This is a genomic window from Bacillus sp. BS1807G30, assembly GCF_040047675.1.
GTDB lineage: Bacteria > Bacillota > Bacilli > Bacillales > Bacillaceae > Bacillus > Bacillus altitudinis.
In genome coordinates this window covers 3,215,145-3,238,064 of record NZ_CP157353.1, presented here as the reverse complement: position 1 = coordinate 3,238,064, position 22,920 = coordinate 3,215,145, and the positions used below count along the sequence as shown (strand labels likewise).

Annotated in this window: 18 protein-coding genes; 12 read left to right on the top strand and 6 right to left on the bottom strand. The window is 41.4% G+C overall.

The window, feature by feature from the left end; all coding sequences use genetic code 11:
- Positions 1–202 precede the first annotated feature (202 nt).
- Entirely contained in the window at positions 203–1,600 is a 1,398-nt protein-coding gene (locus tag ABG082_RS16675; protein WP_348936290.1) for a bifunctional glycosyltransferase family 2 protein/class I SAM-dependent methyltransferase, read from the top strand.
- 204 nt (positions 1,601–1,804) lie between these two features.
- Here ABG082_RS16675 and ABG082_RS16670 read toward each other — a convergent pair whose 3' ends face one another.
- The 5 genes from ABG082_RS16670 to kduI all read right to left on the bottom strand — a co-directional run bounded on the left by ABG082_RS16670 (position 1,805) and on the right by kduI (position 7,227).
- Positions 1,805–2,950 (bottom strand): Ger(x)C family spore germination protein, encoded by a 1,146-nt coding sequence (locus tag ABG082_RS16670; RefSeq protein WP_348936289.1) that lies wholly within the window; start codon positions 2,948–2,950, stop codon positions 1,805–1,807.
- Positions 2,947–4,047 carry a GerAB/ArcD/ProY family transporter gene (locus ABG082_RS16665; protein ID WP_007499883.1) on the bottom strand — a complete coding sequence of 367 codons (1,101 nt, stop codon included), beginning with the start codon at positions 4,045–4,047 and terminating at the stop codon, positions 2,947–2,949. Before ABG082_RS16665 ends, ABG082_RS16670 begins: the two co-directional genes overlap by 4 nt.
- Before the next feature lie 3 nt (positions 4,048–4,050).
- Complete coding sequence (locus ABG082_RS16660; RefSeq protein WP_144716421.1) at positions 4,051–5,517, bottom strand: spore germination protein; 1,467 nt, start codon at positions 5,515–5,517, stop codon at positions 4,051–4,053.
- A 104-nt stretch (positions 5,518–5,621) separates the two neighbouring features.
- Positions 5,622–6,395 carry a 2-dehydro-3-deoxy-D-gluconate 5-dehydrogenase KduD gene (kduD, locus tag ABG082_RS16655; RefSeq protein ID WP_007499885.1) on the bottom strand — a complete coding sequence of 258 codons (774 nt, stop codon included), beginning with the start codon at positions 6,393–6,395 and terminating at the stop codon, positions 5,622–5,624.
- A gap of 4 nt (positions 6,396–6,399) precedes the next feature.
- Positions 6,400–7,227 (bottom strand): 5-dehydro-4-deoxy-D-glucuronate isomerase, encoded by an 828-nt coding sequence (gene kduI, locus ABG082_RS16650; protein ID WP_008343239.1) that lies wholly within the window; start codon positions 7,225–7,227, stop codon positions 6,400–6,402.
- Positions 7,228–7,484: 257 nt separating this feature from the next.
- Between kduI and ABG082_RS16645 the strand changes: the two genes are divergently transcribed.
- The 11 genes from ABG082_RS16645 to manA all read left to right on the top strand — a co-directional run bounded on the left by ABG082_RS16645 (position 7,485) and on the right by manA (position 18,979).
- Complete coding sequence (locus ABG082_RS16645) at positions 7,485–8,495, top strand: LacI family DNA-binding transcriptional regulator (protein ID WP_348936288.1); 1,011 nt, start codon at positions 7,485–7,487, stop codon at positions 8,493–8,495.
- Positions 8,496–8,581: 86 nt separating this feature from the next.
- A complete protein-coding gene (locus ABG082_RS16640) occupies positions 8,582–9,598 on the top strand; it encodes a sugar kinase (RefSeq protein WP_348936287.1) in 1,017 nt (338 codons plus the stop codon).
- Complete coding sequence (locus ABG082_RS16635; RefSeq protein ID WP_057078965.1) at positions 9,570–10,178, top strand: bifunctional 4-hydroxy-2-oxoglutarate aldolase/2-dehydro-3-deoxy-phosphogluconate aldolase; 609 nt, start codon at positions 9,570–9,572, stop codon at positions 10,176–10,178. The genes ABG082_RS16640 and ABG082_RS16635 overlap by 29 nt, the downstream gene beginning before the upstream one ends.
- Before the next feature lie 109 nt (positions 10,179–10,287).
- A complete protein-coding gene (locus ABG082_RS16630) occupies positions 10,288–10,743 on the top strand; it encodes a GNAT family N-acetyltransferase (protein ID WP_056704257.1) in 456 nt (151 codons plus the stop codon).
- 70 nt (positions 10,744–10,813) lie between these two features.
- Positions 10,814–11,815 carry a sugar-binding protein gene (locus ABG082_RS16625; protein WP_348936286.1) on the top strand — a complete coding sequence of 334 codons (1,002 nt, stop codon included), beginning with the start codon at positions 10,814–10,816 and terminating at the stop codon, positions 11,813–11,815.
- Entirely contained in the window at positions 11,812–13,254 is a 1,443-nt protein-coding gene (locus ABG082_RS16620) for a sensor histidine kinase (RefSeq protein ID WP_348936285.1), read from the top strand. Before ABG082_RS16625 ends, ABG082_RS16620 begins: the two co-directional genes overlap by 4 nt.
- Positions 13,248–14,666 carry a response regulator gene (locus ABG082_RS16615; protein WP_348936284.1) on the top strand — a complete coding sequence of 473 codons (1,419 nt, stop codon included), beginning with the start codon at positions 13,248–13,250 and terminating at the stop codon, positions 14,664–14,666. The genes ABG082_RS16620 and ABG082_RS16615 overlap by 7 nt, the downstream gene beginning before the upstream one ends.
- A 99-nt stretch (positions 14,667–14,765) precedes the next feature.
- Positions 14,766–16,034 carry an ABC transporter substrate-binding protein gene (locus tag ABG082_RS16610; protein WP_008343221.1) on the top strand — a complete coding sequence of 423 codons (1,269 nt, stop codon included), beginning with the start codon at positions 14,766–14,768 and terminating at the stop codon, positions 16,032–16,034.
- Between the two features lie 57 nt (positions 16,035–16,091).
- Positions 16,092–17,063 (top strand): sugar ABC transporter permease, encoded by a 972-nt coding sequence (locus tag ABG082_RS16605; RefSeq protein ID WP_008343220.1) that lies wholly within the window; start codon positions 16,092–16,094, stop codon positions 17,061–17,063.
- Entirely contained in the window at positions 17,060–17,881 is an 822-nt protein-coding gene (locus ABG082_RS16600; RefSeq protein WP_008343219.1) for a carbohydrate ABC transporter permease, read from the top strand. The genes ABG082_RS16605 and ABG082_RS16600 overlap by 4 nt, the downstream gene beginning before the upstream one ends.
- 147 nt (positions 17,882–18,028) lie before the next feature.
- A complete protein-coding gene (gene manA, locus ABG082_RS16595; RefSeq protein ID WP_348936283.1) occupies positions 18,029–18,979 on the top strand; it encodes a mannose-6-phosphate isomerase, class I in 951 nt (316 codons plus the stop codon).
- A gap of 47 nt (positions 18,980–19,026) precedes the next feature.
- Here the strand turns inward: manA and ABG082_RS16590 are convergent, their stop codons facing one another.
- Positions 19,027–22,641, bottom strand: a complete 3,615-nt coding sequence (locus tag ABG082_RS16590; protein WP_348936282.1) for a CDP-glycerol glycerophosphotransferase family protein — start codon at positions 22,639–22,641, stop codon at positions 19,027–19,029.
- Positions 22,642–22,920 lie beyond the last annotated feature (279 nt).

Genomic DNA, 22,920 nt, shown 5'->3' with positions numbered 1-22,920 from the left:
TGTCAAATTCGCTCCGCGCCAATGCTCGTCCTTCCTAGACTGCAAAGGTTTTCTATCACGCTGAAAAGAAGACAAAGGGCTAAAAAATTCATTTTAGCCCTTTGTTAAACAAACGTTTAATCAAGAAAGGACAATCACTCATCTTCTGAACGTGCTGCCTATGACATACATATGGAACAGGCGGGCGAAAGGTGGAAATGAGATGAAAGGAAAAACGAGCATTGTGATGCTGACGTACAATGAACTGCACCTAACGAAAAAATGTATCGACAGTATCAAGGAGCATACTCGGCGTGATGAATATGAACTCATTATCGTGGATAATGCTTCATCAGACGGAACAAAGGAATATGTGAGACAACTGGAAGATGTCGTGTTGATTGACAACGAGAAGAATCAAGGTTTTGCCAAGGGCTGTAACCAAGGGGCGAAAAAGGCAACAGGAGATAGTATTCTTTTTTTAAATAACGACACGATTGTGACCGAAAACTGGCTTTTGCCTTTAAGAGAAGCCCTTTTTGCATCAGAGCGTATTGGCATGGTAGGGCCTGTCTCCAATTATGTAAGTGGTCCTCAGCTCGTTCAGCCATCTTACACAGATGTGAAGGAGCTTCCTGCCTTTGCAAAGGCATATACGGCTTCGAGAAAAGGTCAAAGAACATATGTGCATAGACTTGTTGGTTTTTGTTTGCTGGTCAAAAGAGAGCTGATCGAGGATGTAGGGTTATTTGATGAGCGGTTTGTATATGGATCATTTGAGGATGATGACCTTTGTCTGCGTTCGTTGCTAAAGGGATACCAGCTGCAAATCGTCCATGATTCATTTGTACATCATCACGGTCATGCCACATTCAATGCCAATGAAGAAACGAATATCTCTACATTGTTTGCGGAGAACAGGCTTCGATTTTTAGATAAATGGGGTATTGATTTAAACCTGATCTCCCCCCATCCATATTTTGCAGCACTGCTCCCTGAGGATGCCGTATGTGTGCTGGATGTTGGCTGTGGTGCTGGGGCGACAGGGCTTGAACTGATCAACCGGCAGTCCGTTGACATGTATGGAGTAGAGGGGGATGCATTAAAAGCAGAGATCGCAAAGGCGTATTACAAAGAAGTGATTGAGACAAAAGCGGAGGCGTATCCTTGGTCAGAGAAAGAAGCTTTTTTTGATGCTGTGATCTTTTCTGATGTGTTAGAGCATGTGTCAGATCCATGGCAGATGATTGCTCAAGCGCATGCGTCTTTAAAACCAGGTGGCGTGATCATTTGCTGCTTACCTAATATGATGCATGCGGAAGTACTGCTGCCTTTAATGGCAGGTGATTTTACGTATCAAGATGTGGGGATTTTAGATCGAACACATATGAGATTTTTCACACCAAATACAATGCGGGCGCTCTTTCCAGACCATTTGTTTCATCGCGTGATTGAACAGCCGATCAATGTGCCAATTGATCAAAACGTTCAATTGTTTTTTGACGAAGTGGCGAGAGTAGGAGAGTCACTTGGATTTCAAACAAAAGCATTATCTGATCAAGTGACGCTTTATCAGCTTTTGATCGTTGCACGTAAAAAAGGCGGTTCCACCTCCGAGTAATCCGCCTCAGCGTGTAGGCAAACCCTCGCATTTTTTGTCAGTCCTCTGCACCGGTGCTCGCGAATCCTTCATTCGCTCTGCTCCGGTACTCGTCCTTCCTAGACTGCAAAGGTTTTCTATCATGCTGAAAAGAAGACAAAGGGCTAAAACAAAGTTCATTTTAGCCCTTTGTCAACCATCTAAGGCGGTCATCCGCCTCTTGCGCTACCATTTAAAGTTTTTCGTTGCGCCTTCTGCACCAAAGTTCAAAATGCTCACTTTTACGTCATATGCAATGTCTACTTCTTGAAATAGTGTATCCCATTCGTTGCGGTGCTGATCCCAAAAGTCTGGATACTTGATGCGCACCTGCCGGTTTAAAAAGATCGGGTCAACGCCCACATCTTTTTGCATGTGATTGACAGCTTTTTGAATGCGCTCTTTGATTTTGCGTTCAAAAATGCGCTCAAATCGTTTGATGTATTGCTCATCGTATGAGTTTTCAGGGGGATATTGATCTTCTGATAGTTTCCCGTTTGTTTGTACACTAATTTTAAAGGAAATCTTTCCGTTCTTCAGATAGGGTTCAATCTCGGACTTTGCTTTCTTGATTTCATACGTAATCGGAAAGCCTTTGTAGGTGGCGGGTACGACTCCGCCTGAGATGCGATTCATGACCCAGTTTAAAGATTGGACATCCTTTGCTGGTATGAATCCTATCAGCTTTCGCGTTTTCCCATGGATAATGCCTGCGCCATCATAGGTGAGTTCTCCGTTTACGACATCCACACTTTGGACAAGAAAGCTTGTACCCATCTGAAAGTAATCCGACGCTCGGCCAATACGTGTTGGCAGTAAAATCTTCCCGTTAAAGCTCCGGTTTTTTGATGTTTCAAAAATATGCTCGACTGGAACCCTCTGTTGTGATTTTAATTTTTGATTGATGACTTTTGAAGCCTCATGGCGTGACACTAAGAGGTAGCTGCTTCTTCGAACCTCATCATCTCGTATAAAGTGGTTGAGTGTCCCTTGAATATCATGATGTTCAGCTTGATCTTTGCCAAACAAAAAGATTTTAAGGTGATCACTATAAATCGGCGGGTCCTTCAAAGCGACATTGCTGACTGCTTCCAGTACATTTTTCCCCTTTGAGACGACATTCACATAGCCAGGGGAATCTGCTTCTTGTGTTCCGCCCATTTTAGGGACAAGGTTTTGATAGGTGAGTTTGACTCCGTTATCATCTTCCTCGTCAATGCCAACACCGCGCACAAACGATAATTTCTCAATATCTTTTAAGTCCCAGCAACCTGTCGATAAAAGCAAAAGACAGCAAGACAGAAAGATGAGCCATAAACGCCGCCCTTTCATGCAGATCGACCTCCCCATTTTTTACGTATCATGAGCAGAATAGCTGTTATAAAAGGAATCGCTAAAACAGCGAATAATGCATAGCCGAGTAAAGTCGAGTAGTAAAAGACTTCATTGATATTTCTCGGAAAAAGAGAGAGAGCTGAGGTCAGCAAAAACAGCAACCATAGCAGTCTCGTTAAATTGGTTGTCTTAAACACCGTTTGACAGCCTTTAATCGCAAATTGGAAAAAGCCAAGCATACAAATAAACTGCTGGCACGTCCAGATCGTCAGTAAGAAAATATCAAAGCGTTCAATGAAGACCCCTTCTAGTTCTAGCGCTTGAATGAGTGAGACAGTGGGCCAGGTGAGTGATTTCGTTTCTCCAACCGTCATGGAACCAATCACAATAAAGAGCGTGAGGGAGTAAATAAGTGTGGTGATCCCTACACCGATCGCTGCGGCCCATTTCGCTTTTGACCATTTGTCTTTATAGATAAGCGGTACGACAAACAAAATGACTTCAAAGCCTGTAAATTGAATAAATGTTTGAGAGAACAAATTACTAAAATCTTTAAACCCGTGAGCCATTACCGGGCGTAAGTAATCAAAATCAAATATTTTTAAACTAAACAGCATGAGCCCAATGTAAATGATCATGGTCATTGGATAAATGTATGTCACCATTTTTACTACTGGAAAAATCCCGCTTTTTAAATGATAGATCGCCACCAGTAAAAAAATCATCACAATCACGGTCATCGGGGTCGATTGCAGCAGGAAAAATTGAACCACTTCCCCCAGTACACGCGCCTCAAAGCCAACAATGGCTAGTAAATAACCGATCAGCATTAGGTTAAAGATCGTACCAAAGAAGGCACCGGCTCCTTTTGTATTCGATTCAAAAATGGTATCCGGTGCATTCTTCTCCGCAATCCAACCTAGCAAAAAAGCAACGAAAGCAAAGATGACTCCCTGTATTAATACAATGATCCAGCCATCAGGGAATCCTGAATTGGCAGAACTGCGAGGAATGGTTAAAATTCCAGCGCCTATCATTGTAGAACTGCACAGAATGGTGACTTGTAACAATGATAGCTTCTCAGCTCTGTACATCGTTTACTCTCCTTGTCTTTTGAGATTTTTTGTCTTGGCTGTTTTCGGTCTCGATTTAAATAGCCCTATTGGTAAACGAACGTACGTATCTTTTAAATCTGAAAACGGTGAGGACAAAACAGGTGTGAAATAGTCAAAACCAAAGGTCTTTAGCTGCATCAAGTGACAAAGTACAAATAAATAACACATGATGAGGCCGTATAATCCAAACATGGCTGAACTGAAGATCGCCATAAACCGCAGGATGCGTAAGGGAAAGCTGAAATCATATGATGGAGCAGTAAAATCGGCTAGTGCCGTCAGAGACACAATAATCACCATTAAAGCACTGACAATATTGGCTTGGACAGCCGCCTGTCCAATAATGACGCCGCCAATCAGTCCAATCGTCTGCCCAATCGCCCTAGGAAGACGAAGTCCAGCTTCCCGCAGCAGTTCAATCGTAAACGACATCAAAATGGCTTCCACTACAGGAGGAAAGGGCACATTTTGCCGGCTGCCTGCGATGGTCAGTGCCATTCGTGTTGGTAATAAACCAGGATGATAGGAAACAAGGGCGATATAGAGTCCCGGTAAAAAGATCGTCAAAAGCACGGCAATATAACGGAGCAAACGCAAAAGAGTCGCACTTGTCCATCTTTGATAATAATCCTCCGGTGATTGCATCAAGGCAGTGAGAGTCATCGGCATAATGAGGGCAAAGGGCGTCCCATCGAGCAAAATAGACACCTTTCCTTCGAGCACAGAGGCAATCACCCGATCAGGACGTTCTGTATTTTGAATCTGCGGAAAAATAGAGACATGACTGTCTTCAATCAACTGTTCAATATAGCCGGACTCAGGAATATCATCCATTTTGATTTGCTTCATACGAGAGAATACATCATCTACTAGTTTGGGGTCTGCGATATCACGAACATACACAAGAGCAGCAGATTTCTTGTTACGAGTACCTATGTTTACCTTTTGAATGACAAGGTTCGGATCGTTTGCTCTTTCACGAAGCAATGCCGTGTTTTTTTCAAGATTTTCAATAAATCCAATCCGGGGTCCTCTTACAAGGACTTCTGATTGCGGCTCCTCTACTTCTCTAAATTGAAAAAGATTCGTATGGAGCGCAAGCGCTTGAGTGGCCCTATCCACAAATAAAATAGCCCTGCCGCTGTATAACTGCTGGGTGGCAAGGTTCATATCTTCCAGCACATCATTTTGAATGCCAAAGAACGTTTTAGAAAGGGAAGAAAGTGTGGTGTGGTCGACCTCGGTGATGGTCAGTTCCTTTTGCATAGGTGAAATGATTTGTTTGGAAAGCATCTCAAATTCTGTGAGTCCTTCAACGTACACGAGACATGCAGAGACAGCGGAAGGACCAAATGAAAAAGAGTGGAACACGATATCATCACTTTTGCCGGCAAAGCTTTTGACACGCTGAATGACGGACTCTATATCTTGTTCAATACGACTTTTCATAATACCTCACCCTCATGTCTTTTTTTATAGAGTGACTCGGAAGGAGAAGAATTATGCAAATAGAAAAAAGAGAATCCCCTAAAATAGGAATTCTCTTCACATGTTTATCTCGCCAGCCAGCCGCCATCTACGGCTAAAATATGACCGTTCATATAATCAGAGGCAGGGGAGCTGAGAAAGACGGCGGCACCTGCTAGATCTTCAGGCCGTCCCCAGCGTCCAGCGGGGATTCGTTTCAGAATCTCTTCATTCCGGTTCGCATCGTCACGAATGGCTTGCGTGTTATTGGTTGCAATATAACCAGGCGCGATCGCATTGACCTGAATATGCTGACTTGCCCATTCATTTGCAAAAGCTTTCGTCAAACCTGCGACAGCATGCTTACTTGCTGTATAAGCGGGAACAAAGACACCGCCTTGAAATGATAGAAGGGAAGCGATATTGACAATTTTCCCTTGCCCTTTTTTCAGCATCTGCTGTCCGACCTTTTGCGTGAGGAAAAAGAGACTGTTGATATTCACATCCATCACAGTATGCCAGTTTTCCTCTGAATATTGAGCGGCCTCTTCTCTTTTAATGGTCCCAGCATTATTGATCAAAATATCTATTGAATGCTGCTTTAAAAGGGCGTCAACATCCCGCTTTGCGGACTTAGGATCTGAAAAGTCTACTTGAATCGCATGAAATGATCTGCCGGTCTGTTCGACAAGTTCTTTTGTTTCATCAAGCGGCGTATGGTGGTAGGTACCGATGATATCTGCACCTGAACGGGCAAGCGCTACGGCAATACCTTGCCCAATTCCAGTTCCAGGACCTGTGACAAGAGCTGTTTTGCCTTCGAGGGAAAAGAGGGACGCTACATAGGATGTCGTCGTCATCTCATTACCTCAGCTGGTCCATCGGGACAAAGTCCATATCTTTAAACGTATAGTTTTCTCCCGCCATTGCCCAAATAAATGAATAATTTGCAGTACCTGAGCCTGAATGAATGGACCAGGCAGGTGAGATGACGGCTTCTTCATTTGCCACAACGAGATGTCTCGTTTCAGATGGCTCCCCCATAAAATGAAAGACACGTGCGTCTTCCTCTATATCAAGATATAAGTACACTTCCATCCGCCGGTCATGTATATGAGCAGGCATCGTGTTCCATGTGTTATTGGTTTCCAGCTGAGTGATACCCATCATAAGCTGGCAGCTTTGGATGCCATCTGCATGAATGACTTGATACAGATTCCGTACGTTTGAGGCGGATGCTTCCCCTAAATGATTCGGTGTTAATTCAGCGATCGCAGCCTTTTGTGTCGGATACGCTCTATGAGCTGTGGCTGACACAAGATAAAATTTGGCCTGCTCACCTGATGAACTAGCAAACTGTACATGTTCGTGTCCAAGTCCAATATATAAGAAATCTTTATGCTCCAGCACAAATGACTCACCATCGACTGTGACCGTACCTTGGCCGCCGACATTTACAATGCCAATTTCCCGTCTTTCAAGGAAATATTCTGTACGTAAAAAGTCGCCGGCATCTAGCTTGATCGGTTCTGATGTCGGCATAACGCCGCCAATCACCACACGGTCCTCATGCGAATAATACAGCTTCAATTCACCACTGACAAAAAGTATCGGAATATGAAAATGACGACGAAGTTCCTCTGTTGTAAAACGCTTGACCTGCTCAGGATGTACAGCATAACGATTTTCCATTTGAGATAAGCCTCCCTTTCCATCTGAAACATATAATTGTTTTATTTGGTATCGGTTTCAAGGAAAATTCTAGAGGAAAAAGAGAGCGGCGTCAACCGTTAATTTGAAATCGCTTTCTTTATTTGTATAAAAGCTTTTTTTCTTCATGTTCATGAAAAAAATCTTCTGATACAGCTTAACTTGTGGTATGCTTTTTTTAAGTTTATTTGAAATCGGTTTCGAAACAAATGAGAAGATCGATCTTGGGAGTTTTTTGTATGAAAGAGAAAAAGCAAACGAAAGTCACCATTAACGAAGTTGCAGCATATGCAGGTGTCTCAAAATCAACGGTATCCAGATACATCAATGGCAGAACAAATGAAATTTCTCCTGAAAAGGTAAAAAAGATTAAAAAAGCCATTGAGGAGCTCCATTATCGTCCGAGTCAGCTTGCCCAAGGATTGAAAGTAAGAAAGAGCAAGGTCATTGGTTTTATTGTGGCTGATATTACGAACCCATTCTCTGTTGCGACACTTCGTGGTGTGGAAGAGATTTGTGATGAATATGGATACAGCATCATGGTGTGCAACACAGATAATCGTCCAGAAAAAGAACGAGAAATGCTACTGAAGCTGCATGCGCATTATATTGAAGGGCTGATCATCAATACGACCGGTCAAAACAATGACATTTTGCAAGACTTTAAGCAAAACGGTGTACCGATTGTTCTTGTTGACCGTAAGTTACCTGAACTCAAGGTCGATACCGTCACAACGAATAACCGTGACATCACGGCTCGTCTACTTCATAAAATGTATGAAAAAGGCTACGAACATATCGCTTTCTTTACTGAGCCTGTCGATGGGATTAGTCCTCGTGAAGAACGAAAAGAAGCCTATGAACAGACGGCCATGAGTCAACATAAGAAACCTATGATTGCAGAAATCAATTTGAAGCAAAAGGAACAAATGCGAGATGAGATTTGTCGTTTTTTACAATCAAACCATCAGAAAAAAGCGATTTTAGCAGGCAATGGATTACTCATGCTGAAACTCATCAGTGAACTCGTCGATCTTGGGGTGAAGATACCTGAGGAGATAGGCATTGCCGGATTTGATGATACAGAATGGTATAAGCTCATCGGGCCAGGCATCACTACGGTGGCGCAGCCATCTCATGAGATGGGGAAAGCAGCCATGCAAAAAATTATGACGCGTCTTGACGGGGATAAGAGTGCACCCCAGACCATTCAACTTGATGGAGAAATCATTGTGAGGAAATCTTTATAAACGTCAGGCAGAGAAGAGTATACATACGTGCATGCTCTCTCTTTTTCAACTATTTTGAAACCGGTACCAAGAAAGGGGAGAAATGAGTGAAAGCATTGGATGTGATCACATTTGGGGAATCAATGGCGATGTTTTATGCAAAAGAAATTGGCGAGCTTCACCAAGTGCATACGTTTCAAAAAGCACTTGCTGGTGCAGAGAGTAATGTTGCGGTCGGCTTGGCAAGATTAGGCTTTAGCGTAGGCTGGATGAGCAAGGTCGGGGCGGACTCACTTGGTACATTTATTTTAGAAGAGCTTCAAAAAGAAGGGGTCGATACTGAGGCAGTGCTCCGTTCAAATGATGGGGCCAAAACAGGGATATTGCTTAAATCAAAAGTCATCGATGGAGACCCTGATGTGACGTACTACCGAAAAGGCTCTGCTGCGAGCACATTGAACGCAAGCGATTTCCCGTCCACTTATTTTCAGCAGGCAGGACATCTTCATATGACCGGAATCCCGCCTGCTGTGTCTAATGAAATGAGAGCGTTTTCTTTTCATGCCCTTAAAGAAATGAAGAAAGCAGGAAAAACCATTTCCTTTGATCCGAACCTTAGACTTCAACTATGGGAAGAGGAAGAAGACATGATTCATACGGTGAACCAGATGGCTGCTCAAGTAGATTGGTTTTTCCCAGGGCTTGCAGAAGGTCAAAGACTTACAGGATGTCATGAGCCGGAAGCGATTGCGGATGTTTATTTACAAAAAGGTGTCAAGCTTGTGGTCATTAAACTGGGAGCAGAAGGAGCCTATTTCAAAAGTGCATCCGGCCAAGGTGTAGTGGCTGGTTTTCATGTGTCTCATGTCGTGGATACAGTCGGAGCTGGTGATGGATTTGCAGTGGGAGTGATGAGCGGTCTGCTGGACGGATTATCATATGAAAAATCGGTGACAAGAGGCAATGCCATTGGAGCACTTGCAGTCATGTCCCCAGGAGATCACGAGGGACTGCCGACTCGGGAAGAGCTTCAGGCATTTATAAAAGAAGCCAAACGATATCAAAGGCGACACGATATGAAGGGAGATGAGAGGTATGGGAAAGTCAGCAAGTATGAGCGTTAAAGAGAAGCTCGCAGCTTGTAAACTCATTGCGGTGGTCAGAGCAGGTAGTGAAGCAGAGGGGATAGAGATGATTGGTCGTTTAAAGAAAAAAGGGGTGCGGGCCATCGAAGTGACATATACCACGCCCAAAGCAGAGCGGATCATTGCATCTTACCAGCATGACCACGACTTGATTGTCGGAGCCGGAACGATTACAACGCTTGAGCAGGCACAATCAGCCATTGAAGCCGGCTCTCAATTTATCGTCAGCCCGGGATATCTTCCTATTATCGGAGAGCACCTATCTTTTCACGATACACTTTACGTTCCAGGTGTTTTGACCCCGAGTGAAATTATGCAGGCAAAAGCAAATGGATACAGCGTGTTAAAGCTTTTTCCGAGCGGCTCCTTCGGTTTGTCCTATATGAAAAATTTGCAAGGCCCGTTTCCAGAGATTGAGTTCATCCCAACAGGAGGCATTCATCCAGTCGATGTGCCAAAGTGGCTTGAAGCAGGAGCCGTGGCAGTAGGTGTCGGCAGCCAGCTTGAAAGCAGTACAGCAGAAGAATTACAGGCCGTTCTTTCTTCCACAATCATGTAGTTCACATAAACAACCGGCGGATGACTGCCGGTTGTTTGTTCGTTTATCTGACATAAAAGATGGGAAGGCGCTTCTTTTCACGTAAAATGAGCATAAAGGAGAGGTCGATATGTACATTCAACAAGATGAACTAAAAGATGGTCAAATTGAGCAATTGATTCAAGCTCATTTAGAAGAGATGAAAAAACATTCACCGCCAGAAAGCATTCATGCCCTTCCGTTAGACGATCTGAAAAAACAAGATGTCACAGTATGGAGTGCAAGGGATGGAGAGGCGCTTCTTGGCTGCGGAGCCATCAAGGAGCTATCAAGTGAACATGGTGAACTCAAATCGATGAGGACGGCAGCAGCCCATATGCGAAAAGGCGTGGCGAAGCATCTGTTGACTCACCTTCTCCAAGAGGCGAAGCGGCGGGGGTATAAAAGAGTCAGCCTTGAAACAGGTGCGATTGCTTTCTTTGAACCGGCAAGAAAATTATATGAAAGCTTTGGATTTCAATATTGTCCGCCTTTTGGTTCATACCAAGAAGATCCAAACAGTTTATTTATGACAAAGGAATTATAGAGGTCGAGAGAGTATGCTTTTATAAGCAGCTCTTTTTTTATGAGGCAACAATGGAAGGAGGGGAATGTGAATGAAATGGTCGAAGTTGTTCGGAATGGGCGCATTTCTCACATTTTGTGTTATATCTGTTCTTTTTTTATCTGTATTAGGTCAAGATTTAGTTAAAATTGAAAGCGCTTCCGATGAGGCGGTATCAACTTATCGATATCACTTTGTTCTTGTACCGGAGGAACTTGATAATGAATATTGGCAATTGGTGCAAAAGGGAGCTGCTGATGCGGCGGAAGTTCATCGGGTGTATCTTGAATACCTAGGTCCAAAGCAGGCTGATTTGGATGATCACCTGAAAACCATTGATATGGCGATTGCTGGTCATGTGGATGGCATTATGACGCAAGGGCTTGATGCAAAGAGATACAAACCGCTCTTTCAAAAAGCAAGAGAGAAAGGTATAGATGTTGTCACAGTCGATACCGATGCAGAGGGGAGCAAGCGTCAAGTGTATGTCGGAACAGATAACTATTATTCCGGTTTTATCGCCGGACAGGCACTCATCGCTGATACAAAAGGCGAGCAGTATGTGGGCATTGTGACGGGACGGCTTGATGCGATTCACCAGAAGCTTCGCGTGAAGGGGTTTCGAGATGCCGTTTCTGGTGAGAAACGCATTCATATTGCTGGAATAGAAGAGTCGGCGATTACGAAATCAGGTGCTTCCGGTGCTGCGTATAAATTGTTGAATGATCATACGCAGCTCACCGCATTTTATGGAACAAGCGCATTAGACGGTGTCGGCATTATTCAAGCAACAGAGCAATATCATTCGTCTAAAGATGTTTATGTGCTCGCATTTGACACATTGCCTGATACGATTCAAGCGCTGGATGATGGGAAAATCGATGCAGTGGTTGTACAGCACCCTTATGAAATGGGCTATCAAGCGGTTGAATCTCTTGTTCGTTTGCAGCAAGGGGATAAACAAGAACCGCTGCAGTACACAGGGACGAGTGTGATTCGGCGAGGAGACCTGCCCCTTCATCAAACGGAAAGACCACAGGGGGTTCAGCCATGAAGAGAATTCGAAGTAAGTTATTATTGGCTTTTTTAATTCTTGTGCTCCTTGGCAATGTGGCCGCTTTTTTTGTGTATTGGAGCAGTTCAAAAATCACATCAGAATATAGCAAGAGCTTTCGTTCCTTTCTCCTGCTGAATGATATTTCGACAGAGGCAAAAACGATGTATGAAAAGGTCAACGCCTTTGCCATCGAAAAGGATCAGGCGTTTGCCAAGGGGTATGCTGAATCAAAACAGAAAATGACATCATATGATCAAGCATTGCTCAAAGATGCAGGGCTTCATGCCGCCATCCCCTCCATTGAAAAATATCAATATATGATGCGGACGCTCATAAACGAAAGTGATGCGACAATGAATCATGTCAAAGAAGGGGAAATCAAAGAATATGCTGCAAGTGTGAAAGAAGTAAGAACCGTGTCCTCTTATATCCAAGAGCAGACAATGACTCTTTTGGATGATGAATTATCTGAGTATCAAGTACTCTACCAATCCCTTCAAAAAAGACATCAAACGTATGCGCTTTTTACTCTATGTCTGTTTACATTATCGATAGGTATCGCTTTATGGATGGCCTATATCATTGCGGGCGGAATTTCAAGACCGATCGTTCATCTATCACGAAGTGCCAAAGAAGTATCAGAAGGAAATTTTGATGGTCCGAATTTGCATGTGTCATCAAAGGACGAAATCTCTGTGTTAAATCATGCCTTTGAGCGAATGCGGCGAGAGATGAAGGTAATGATTGAAGAGATGAAGCAAAAGGCCGCTTTAGATCAGAAAATTAAAGACATGAAGCTGAAAACACTGCAAAATCAAATGAATCCACATTTTTTATTTAATACATTAAACATCGTTTCACGTATGGCGTACTTAGAATCAGCTGATGCGACATCGAGATTGATACAATCCGTTTCTACGCTGATGCGGTATTCTCTATCTCCTCTCAGCGCATCTGTTACGTTAGAACAAGAAGTGAAAGTGGTAAAAGAATATTTTCATATACAAGAAACAAGATTTTCCGATCGTATTACATGCAAAACGACCATAGATGAGTCGTGTCTATCTGTTCACATTCCGAGCCTTACATTGCAGCCGCTTGTCGAAAATGCCTTTATTCATGGGGTAGAACCAAAAGAGGAGGGGGGGCTTGTAGAGCTCTCTATTGATCGAGATGATGGCTTTGTCATGATTCGGATTCGGGATAATGGACTTGGCATCAGTGATCAAGAGAAAAAGAGATTGCTATCGCAAGAGGAAGAAGATCATTCAGACACACGTAGTAAAGGTCACTCGACAGGAATTGGTCTTCGAAATGTGATGTCGAGGCTGCGTTTGTTTTATGGAGTGCAGGATGCCCTTCAAATTGATTCAAAGCCAAACGAAGGGACCACCATTCAATTGACAATACCAATCAAGGAGGAACGAGCATGCTGAACGTGCTGATTGTGGATGATGAAAAAATTGAACGAATGGCGATGCGTAAGTTCATGACCGAATGGCTGCCAGACTGTCATATTGCAGGGGAAGCTGCGAATGGAAAAAAGGCGGTGGAATTGGCGCGGTCTAAGCCAATTGACCTTGTGCTCATGGATATTCAAATGCCAGGCATGGATGGACTCACAGCGATCAAACAGATCAAGGCAAGCTGTCCTCATACTAAATTTATTATGCTGACAGCCTACGATACGTTTGATTATGCCAAGCAAGCCATGCAGGAAGGGGTCAAACAATACCTTGTCAAACCAGCTGATAAAGACGAAACCATTACAGCGATTCGTTCTGTTGCGGCAGAAATTCAGCAGGAGGTCTCCCTGCGGCAGGCGGAGAAAGTCAATCAGCAGTCGAAATGGCTGGAAGCCCATGTGTTGAACGGTCAATCTTATACTTCAACAGCGTTTGAGCGGCTGTTTCAGGATTTTCAAGCAGGTCTAGTGATCGCTGTTCAGCGGACAGGCGGGGATCAACTCCTGAATCATTTGCAGGAGTCTGCTCTTTTTCAAGCAGTGCCTATCCAAGTGAGCGGTGAGCTGTTTACATGCTTGATTTACAGCCATCAATCACCTGGTCACCTAAAGGCGAATGTACTGCAAGCCATTCGCGCTGCTATGACAAGCGAGCAGCATTCCTCTGTCGTTGGCTTGGGTCATCCTGTCTCAAATCCACTTCAACTTCAGAAAAGTGCAGCAGAAGCGAAGCTTTCCTATTATCAGCGAAAAAAAGATGACGGCGCTGTTCGTTATGGCTTTTACCATACAGATAGACAATCTTACGTATTGATCAACTTGCCTGAGCTTGCCGATGACATGATGCTGGCACTAGAAGAAGGGAGAAGAGATGATGCTCTTGCTTACTATGATGCCTTCCAATTAGAAGGGGCAACCATTTCTCATGTGAAAGAGCTGCTCATTTTACTCAAATCACGACTTCGTGCAGATGTGCCTATCCTGGCTATCACTACAGAAACAGAATGCCGCCAATGCTGTGAACATTTATTTGATCTGTATGAAGCAAGAACCCAGACGGTGAATGATATAGAACGGGCGAAACGATACATTCAAACACATTTTTGCGAACATATCACGCTGGAGCAAACGGCCGCCTATGTTGATTTAAGCCCGACGTATTTCACCAAACGCTTTAAGGATGAGACAGGTCTGACGTTTAAAGAATATGTGACGACCTGTAGGATGGATAAAATGAAGAAGCTACTGAAAGAGAGTTCGCTTAGTTTAAAAGAAATCACCTATCAAGCAGGATATACTGATCCGAATTACGTCAGTCGTGTGTTTAAAAAAATGGTGGGCTGTTCACCGAAGGAATATCGAAAACAGGTCGTAAAAAAATGAAGAATTTCATAAAAAAGTGAAGAAGTTTGCCTGAAAAAAGGCAAGGATCTGCCAGTATACTTATTTTGATAACGCTTACAAAATAGGGATGGGGGATCCATGATGAAGTTTAAAATAGGCTTTACTTTATTGGCACTCTGTATGCTGGTCGTCTCTGCTTGCAGTTCATCGACGAACTCAGATGCAAAAAAAGAGGGCGGAGCGGAGAAGCTAGAAATTTTCTCTTGGTGGACTGGTGCAGGTGAGGAAGACGGACTGAAGGCACTCATTCAATTGTTTGAAGAGAAAAATAAAGACATTCCAATTGAAAATGCAGCTGTCGCTGGTGGCGCTGGTACGAATGCAAAGGCTGTTCTAACAAGCCGGATGCAAGGAGATGATCCGCCAGCTACTTTCCAAGTACACGGGGGAGCAGAGCTGAATGAGAGCTGGGTAGCCGCAGGCAAAATGGAGCCGCTGGATGATCTATATGAAAAAGAAGGTTGGAAGGATAAATTTCCAGAATCACTGATTGACCTTGTGAGCAAAGACGGGAAAATCTATTCCGTTCCAGTGAATATTCACAGAGGCAATGTGCTTTGGTATAACAAAAAAGTATTTGAAGATCAGGGCTTAGAGCCGCCAACGACGTTTGATGAATTTTTCAAAACAGCCGATGCCTTAAAGAAAAAAGGGATTACTCCTCTTGCGCTTGGGGATAAAGAACCTTGGGCAGCGACTCATTTGTTTGAGAGCGTTCTTCTAGGTGTATTAGGTGCAGATGACTATCAAAAACTTTGGGCGGGCGACTTAAAAATGGATGATGCAAAAGTGAAGGAAGCGGCAGACATCTTTGGACGTATGCTCGAGTACGTCAACGACGATCATAGCTCGCGTAACTGGCAGGATGCCTCACAACTCGTGGCAAAAGGGGAAGCTGCAATGAATGTCATGGGCGATTGGGCAAAAGGATATTTTGTGAATGATCTAGATTTGAAGGTGAATAAAGACTTTGGATACGTGGCAACTCCTGGTACGGAGGGCAGCTTTATGGTCATCACGGATACATTCGGACTACCGAAGGGTGTCAAACAGCCAGAAAACGTGAAAAAATTCTTATCTGTCTTAGGATCTGTGGAAGGACAGGATGCGTTTAATCCGCTGAAAGGGTCAATTCCGGCTCGTGTGGATGCAGATGTATCAAAATATGATGAATACGGAAAATCGGCAATGAAGGCGTTTAAAGAGTCAAAGCTGGCACCGTCTCTTGCGCATGGCTCAGCTGCTGAAGAAGGTTTTGTCACGAAGGCGAACCAAGCCGTCAATATTTTCGTGACACAAAAAGACAGCAGCCAGTTCGTTTCTTCTTTAAAAGATTCAATGAAATAAAGATGAAAGAGGCGGCCGTTAGGCACCGCCTCTTTTTTAAAAAAGGAGTGTAGCTTCATGCGCATGGACACATCGCCGACCACAAAAACACCAGCAGCAAAAGTGAAACGTGTTCGGAGAAAATGGAATGGAGACCAGCTGCTTGCCCTGCTGTTTTTAGCACCGTCAGCTGTTTTATTATTCATTTTTGTTTACGGCTTTATTGGCTGGACAGGATATGTTTCATTATCGAACTGGACATCGCTTGTTCCTGATTTTTCTTTCGCAGGTATGAAAAATTATGTCATGCTGTTTCAAGATTTTCGCTTTCAGTCAGATCTTCGAAACACGGTCTTTTTTACATTATTCTTTATTGGAGCAGTCATTGCTTCTGGGCTTGTGCTGGCCATTTTACTAGATCAGAAGATCAAGGGGGAATCACTTTTTCGGAATCTCTTTTTCTTTCCGATGGCCCTTTCCTTTGTTGTCACAGGTGTTGTGTGGCAATGGATCCTAAATCCATCAACTGGGGTGAATCTGTTTTTAAAAACACTCGGCATCCAGCCCAAGTGGTACACGGATACGAACATTTTAGCTGGATTTGTCTGGGGAAAAATTGAGTTTGGTGTACCGGCAGCAATGATTGCAGTTGTCATCGCTGCTGTGTGGCAGATGACAGGATTTTCACTTGCGATGTATTTGGCTGGTCTTAGAGGAATTCCAGAGGAAGTGAGAGAGGCTGCTAGAATGGATGGCGCAACCGAGTGGCAAATCTACTGGAAAATCATTTTCCCGCTGTTAAAACCAATCACAGCGAGCGTCGTCATTATCATGGCACATATTTCTTTAAAGATCTTCGATTTGATTTACTCGATGACAGGACCAGGTGCAAACTTTGTCACCGATGTGCCAGGTGTTTATATGTTTGAAATGACCTTTAGAGGAAACCATTATGCAGGTGGTGCCGCCATTGCGATCGTCATGTTGATTTCTGTTGCGGTCTTTATCGTGCCGTATCTCCTGTCTAGTCGGAAGGGGGCTTCATCATGACCGCAAGAGGGTTTGTCCGTCCAGTTCTTTATGCTTTATTAATACTGTGCAGTTTGTTTTTTCTCATGCCTGTTTATGTCATGCTCGTCACAAGCTTAAAGCCATTAGGTGAAGTTACCCTTGAGCGAATGTGGTCGCTTCCATCTACACTTGATTTCTCAAGCTACAAAATCGCTTTTGAAAAGTTATCACCCAATTTAATGAATTCTCTTTATCTAGTCATTCCTGCTACCTTATTGTCAGCTGTATTAGGTGCGATGAATGGCTATGTGCTGTCTAAATGGCGCTTTAAAGGATCAGAAGTGGTGTTTACCTTCATGTTGTTCGGTATGTTTATTCCATATCAAAGTATCCTCATTCCACTCATTCAATTTTTGCGTGAAATCGGCTTGTATAACTCCATTCCGGGACTTGTGCTTGTCCATGTCGTATATGGCCTGCCAATCACAACACTCATGTTCCGCAATTTTTATGTGAGTATTCCTGATGAAATGATTGAATCAGCGAAGATGGATGGAGCCGGGTTTATCGGGATCTTCAGACATATGATTCTGCCGCTTTCCATCACAGGGTTTGTCGTGGTTGCCATTTGGCAGTTCACAAATGTGTGGAATGAGTTTCTATTTGCGGTCACTATGACCACAGCAGAGAATCAGCCGGTCATGGTCGCATTGCAAAATTTATCAGGCAGTCAAATTGTGCAATGGAATGTTCAAATGGCAGGTGCCATCTTGGCTGCACTGCCGACACTTTTGGTCTATATTCTACTTGGAAAATACTTTGTGAAAGGGCTTCTTGCAGGCTCTGTCAAAGGGTAAATTGATTTTCTTGTTATCGTTTTCATTCGGTGTACTGAAAGGATTGACTTCTCTTTAGATAGCGTCATAATAAAAGTTGAGACTTGCTAGTTTTCATCATGCTAGGCAAGGATTATCAAAGGGTAGCAAAGGGAGGAGTCATCCTGAATGAAGCAGTCACCAATTTTTTTACTGCCTGAATTGAAGGAGAGAATATGGGGAGGTACAGCCTTAAGGGATCAATTTGGCTATGATATTCCTTCTGATCAAACGGGAGAATGCTGGGCAATTTCTGCTCATCCAAACGGACCAAGTGTCGTGCAAGACGGTCCATATAAAGGGAAAACGTTGATCGAACTATGGGACAATCACAGAGAATTGTTTGGGGGAATAGAAGGCGATCGCTTCCCGCTCTTAACAAAAATTTTAGATGCAAACCAAGATTTATCCGTTCAAGTTCATCCAGATGATGATTATGCGGAAAGACATGAAAATGGTGAGCTTGGGAAAACAGAGTGCTGGTATATCATTGACTGCAAAGAAGGCGCAGAAATGATCTACGGTCATAATGCAAGGACGAGAACTGAGCTTGTGACCATGATGAACAGCGGAGATTGGGAAGGCCTTTTGCGGCGAGTGAAAATTAAGCCGGGTGATTTTTATTATGTGCCAAGCGGTACCATTCATGCACTATGTGAAGGCACACTGGTTCTCGAAACGCAGCAAAGTTCAGATACGACCTATCGGGTGTATGATTATGAACGAAAAGACCAAAATGGCCATGAACGTGAACTTCACTTCACGCAGGCCATTGATGTCACAACGGTTCCTCATGTAGACGGTTATGCAGATGAATCAGTAGAAACTCGTTCAGGGGTGACCATTAGAACATTTGTAGAAGCAGAATATTTCTCTGTGTATAAATGGGAAATTGATCAAAAAGTAGAGCTATCGCAAGATTATCCGTTTTTGCTGTGCAGCGTTATTAATGGGGAAGGGTCCTTAGAGCATAATGGACATACATATCCGCTGCCAAAAGGAGCCCATTTTATCCTGCCTGCTGAAACTGGGAACTTCACCATTGAAGGATCTTGTGAACTGATTGTGTCACATATATAAAGAAAAAGACTTTCAAGCATGGAATAGAGCTTGAAAGTCTTTTTTAGTTAATTTAACACTTTATAAAAAGTATCCATTGCTTTTTTATTGTACTCTTTATAATTGAATGGAGCATAAGCAGGATTTGTATGATTACTAAAGTTATTTAGCCCTCCTACAAGTCCATCGACACTGTTATTGACTAAAGCACCATATTTGCCATTCTCTAAAACTGTTCGATTTGCAATAATATCTGTTGCCAAGATATCCATTCCTAACGTCATGGCTTCTAAAAGTACCATTGGCTGGCCTTCATAGTGTGATGATAACACAAAGCAGTCACACATTTTTAGGACGGTAAATGGATTTTCAACTTGGCCAACTAAAAACACATAGTTTTGCAATTCTAATTCGTCTATTAACTTTAGAAGGTCATTTTTAAGAGGACCATCGCCGAGAATATATAGTCTGCTGTTTGCATTTGTTTCTAAATGTTGTTTAAAAGCAGTAATTAAATTATCTTGCCCTTTTTCTGGAGACAGACGTCCCATATTAACAAAATTATAGTGTTTTTTGGAAGGGTAAGGAACAAATTCATTTCCTATTTCAAACCCTCGAACTTCAAGAATTTCAATCGCTTTTTTATCTACCCAGCCTACTTTTTCGTTATTAAACACTATGGAACAGTAAGTTGATATAGGTGTGGTAATTTCTTCTGTAATATCAACTTCTTTTTGATTGTAAAGATAAAAATCTTTCAAGACTTTAAACCTAGTATCTTCGTTCGTTTTGCTATAAATTTTAAATTCGTTCAAATGAAGAGAAGCAGAGTAGCTCACTTCTTTACGATTTAAAATAGTTTGATGATCTAATGTTTTAAACGCTTTTACATGTAACCATCCAATCACTTTTTTATCTAAAGAGAATTGGTAATATGTCGCTTCTTTTGTTTTATGGCTCTTGTGTACAGTCACAATAGCACCTTTATATAACTCAGCGCTGCAAACTTCTTCATATCCGAAATTTGGATATGCTTTTGTCCATATTGTATGATTCTCTGTATGGACAATTTTCATTTTTTTATTTATATTTCTTTCTAAAAGTGTTCTATTAGGCAATGAGCGAATAAACTCTGCATGTTCGTGGTAATTTTTGTTCAATAATGTTTGTATTTCTTTTTCCATCATGACTTGCTTTTCCTCAGATTGAACACTATTTACTTCATAATTCTTCAGTATTTTTAGTGCAGATGAGTCTATCCAGCCTATTAGTTGTTTGTTGATATAGAATCTGCAGTAGAGTGAACGTTCAGTTCTAGCTTCTCGGTCTATCTCTACCATAATATTCTTATAGGGGTGACTCGAAGAAACCTTTTTAATTCCCCTCGTTTTAAAGGGTTTCGTCCAAATATCATTATGTTTAGGGTTGGTGATTAATGCTAATTTATGAACTTCTTCTTCACATATAATACTATCTGGAAGAAGTTTAAAAGCATCTTTATTTAGCCATCCCACAACATGATCTTCATCAGAGAACTTATATAAAACTTCGTTTTGTTTTGTTACAGCTTTTCTTGTAATCATCACTACATTGTTTTCAAACGCTTTGCTTGAAAAAGTGGACAGGTTATCTTCTACTAACGTAGTGAAGATTTTATCATGTTTGCTGCTTAGAATTTTTGCTCTTGATTTAAAAGGTTTATTCGATTGGATAAGGCTTGATGTGTTTTGGTCACCAGATTGTAATTCTATTCCTAATATTTTGTCTGGATTGATTGAGTTCATCACATAATCAAACTTACTTTCATCTGCATAGTGAGATAAATTTTGTTTGTTTAATTCCATTGTGCCTTTAGAAACACTGACCAATTTATCAAATTTATGATATATGGTGAATAAACCTCTCAAATTTATTTTATGAGGCTTCTTACCATTGATCGTTCTTTCGCTATCAGAGAGAAGATCATTATGCATAAAACATATTTTTGTTTTAGCATCTGCAGAAACGAGATATTTAGCCCAATATAAACTATATCCGCTAAAATCAATGACATGGTCAAAAGTGGATTTTCCGAAAAGGCGACTAAATTCTCTGGAATAAGCATCTTGTGGATAGAGCTTTTCCCCGAATTTACTGGTTACTCCACGATTATGAATGAATTTATCTTTATAAACTTCTTGTAAAGTGTAGACAGGTAGGCCTGGCTTGAAAATAAACCTGACATTTTTATTGACTTTTGCAATATTATTTAATACCTCTTTGGAGTTTGGAGTGCTCATATAGCAACTAACATCATATTTATGATAATCAATATTTTGTGTTAAATTAATGAAAGAGGAAGTGATACCATTATTTTTCATTCCCCCAGGGTAAATCAATATCTTTTCTTTCTTTTCATGAAGAGCATTGATGAAACGGATGTCTTCCGTTTCATTGTTGAAAATAGATTTAACAACTCTCTCAGTCACTTTACCATCGTCATGTTTTGTGAAGTCATGTTTAAATTGATCATACTGACGTTTAAATTGTGAATTTATGTCTTCTATATGAGCAATCGAATCTGCCAAATTTTTAATGTTATAAAGGCGGGGACCAGGAAGGTCTTTAAGATTAAAATACATGCCTCGCTCTTCATTATATTCATCTGCATCCCACATATAAAAAAGAACGGGTTTATTTGTAACTAGAAAATCAAAAAATATACTTGAATAGTCAGTAATCAATAAATCGGTCGCACTTAGCAGCATATTTGTATCGATAAAGTCTGGTATCAGCCGACCTTGTAATTCTGCTGATTGACTGGCTTGGTGATACAGAAATGGATGAAGCTTAAGAAGGATATTATATTCTTGACTAAAGCGTTCATGTAAGTAATTCAGGTCAGAAGTGATCTGAGTTAAATTGTTTTTAACTTTACCTACACTTGTCCCTTTCCAAGTAGGTGCATATACAATGGTTTTTTTGTCTAAAGAAAGGTCTACTCCAAAAGAGTGAAGATCTTTTTTAAATTCAAGGGAATCAGTATTCAACGTTAAATCAATTCTTGGATACCCTTCTTCTATAATTTTTCCCGAGAAAAGATGTTTCAACTTATAGCTATTTATAAACATACTTGTTGTATGTTCATTTGGGCTAATGAGATAATCTGAGCTCAAAAAATTTCTCAATACATTCTGAGAATGTGCAGGGTTTCCTGGAATATCAAAGCCCATATATTTCAATGGTGTGCCATGCCATGTATTGATATAGACTTGTTCCTTTTTACATATAAAAAATGGTTGAAAAGTAGAGTTGTTTATTAAATATTTTGCAGTTGCTAAGTATTTCAAATAATCTTTAGAATTTCGCTTTACAAAAATGATGTTTTTATAATCGGTATACTTATCTAAAATTGGTTTTAATATTTCAAAATCATCAATTGACCAAATATGTGTATAGTCTTTGAAATGAGGCTGATGTAACAAATATTCAAAAATGGCTAATGGGCTATCGGTCATACTTTTTCCGTCTCTAGATTCATATAGTACGGTTTTTTCAACAACATCAAAACGTTGATAATAGTATGCATATAAATTGTTTCTTTGGTGTCTTTTATCCTTTATAAAATTCATTAAAGGGTCTTTCAAAAATTTTATTTTTCGTTTTAATATTTTTTTCTGACGTTTAAAAATTTTCTTGTTCATCATTATGACTCCTTTGGAGATTACTATTGAAAAAGTCAAGAAATTCGTTGTGATATAAAATACAAGTGAATTTGAAATTTCTATAAATTCTAATGATGCTAAATGATACCATACCTTTAAAGGAAAATTAAGAAATCACTATATCTTTAAAGTAAATTTAAGATGATGTATTGAGGTGAAAGTCCCCCAAAAATGTCACTTTTCATAGGTGAATTTAAATATATTAAGCTTATTTTGTTAAAAAAGTCTGGTGTTTTTGTCGATAAAGAGATTAGTAGA

What these genes read in the sequence shown, in the direction of transcription:
- ABG082_RS16610 (WP_008343221.1), top strand. Translation starts at nt 14,766, where the DNA reads ATGATGAAGTTTAAAATAGGCTTTACTTTATTGGCACTCTGTATGCTG.
- kduD (WP_007499885.1), bottom strand. Translation starts at nt 6,395, where the DNA reads ATGACGACGACATCCTATGTAGCGTCCCTCTTTTCCCTCGAAGGCAAA.
- ABG082_RS16665 (WP_007499883.1), bottom strand. Translation starts at nt 4,047, where the DNA reads ATGTACAGAGCTGAGAAGCTATCATTGTTACAAGTCACCATTCTGTGC.
- ABG082_RS16605 (WP_008343220.1), top strand. Translation starts at nt 16,092, where the DNA reads ATGCGCATGGACACATCGCCGACCACAAAAACACCAGCAGCAAAAGTG.
- ABG082_RS16660 (WP_144716421.1), bottom strand. Translation starts at nt 5,517, where the DNA reads ATGAAAAGTCGTATTGAACAAGATATAGAGTCCGTCATTCAGCGTGTC.
- ABG082_RS16670 (WP_348936289.1), bottom strand. Translation starts at nt 2,950, where the DNA reads ATGAAAGGGCGGCGTTTATGGCTCATCTTTCTGTCTTGCTGTCTTTTG.
- ABG082_RS16635 (WP_057078965.1), top strand. Translation starts at nt 9,570, where the DNA reads ATGGGAAAGTCAGCAAGTATGAGCGTTAAAGAGAAGCTCGCAGCTTGT.
- kduI (WP_008343239.1), bottom strand. Translation starts at nt 7,227, where the DNA reads ATGGAAAATCGTTATGCTGTACATCCTGAGCAGGTCAAGCGTTTTACA.
- ABG082_RS16630 (WP_056704257.1), top strand. Translation starts at nt 10,288, where the DNA reads ATGTACATTCAACAAGATGAACTAAAAGATGGTCAAATTGAGCAATTG.
- ABG082_RS16615 (WP_348936284.1), top strand. Translation starts at nt 13,248, where the DNA reads ATGCTGAACGTGCTGATTGTGGATGATGAAAAAATTGAACGAATGGCG.
- ABG082_RS16600 (WP_008343219.1), top strand. Translation starts at nt 17,060, where the DNA reads ATGACCGCAAGAGGGTTTGTCCGTCCAGTTCTTTATGCTTTATTAATA.
- ABG082_RS16645 (WP_348936288.1), top strand. Translation starts at nt 7,485, where the DNA reads ATGAAAGAGAAAAAGCAAACGAAAGTCACCATTAACGAAGTTGCAGCA.
- ABG082_RS16620 (WP_348936285.1), top strand. Translation starts at nt 11,812, where the DNA reads ATGAAGAGAATTCGAAGTAAGTTATTATTGGCTTTTTTAATTCTTGTG.
- ABG082_RS16675 (WP_348936290.1), top strand. Translation starts at nt 203, where the DNA reads ATGAAAGGAAAAACGAGCATTGTGATGCTGACGTACAATGAACTGCAC.
- manA (WP_348936283.1), top strand. Translation starts at nt 18,029, where the DNA reads ATGAAGCAGTCACCAATTTTTTTACTGCCTGAATTGAAGGAGAGAATA.
- ABG082_RS16590 (WP_348936282.1), bottom strand. Translation starts at nt 22,641, where the DNA reads ATGAACAAGAAAATTTTTAAACGTCAGAAAAAAATATTAAAACGAAAA.
- ABG082_RS16625 (WP_348936286.1), top strand. Translation starts at nt 10,814, where the DNA reads ATGAAATGGTCGAAGTTGTTCGGAATGGGCGCATTTCTCACATTTTGT.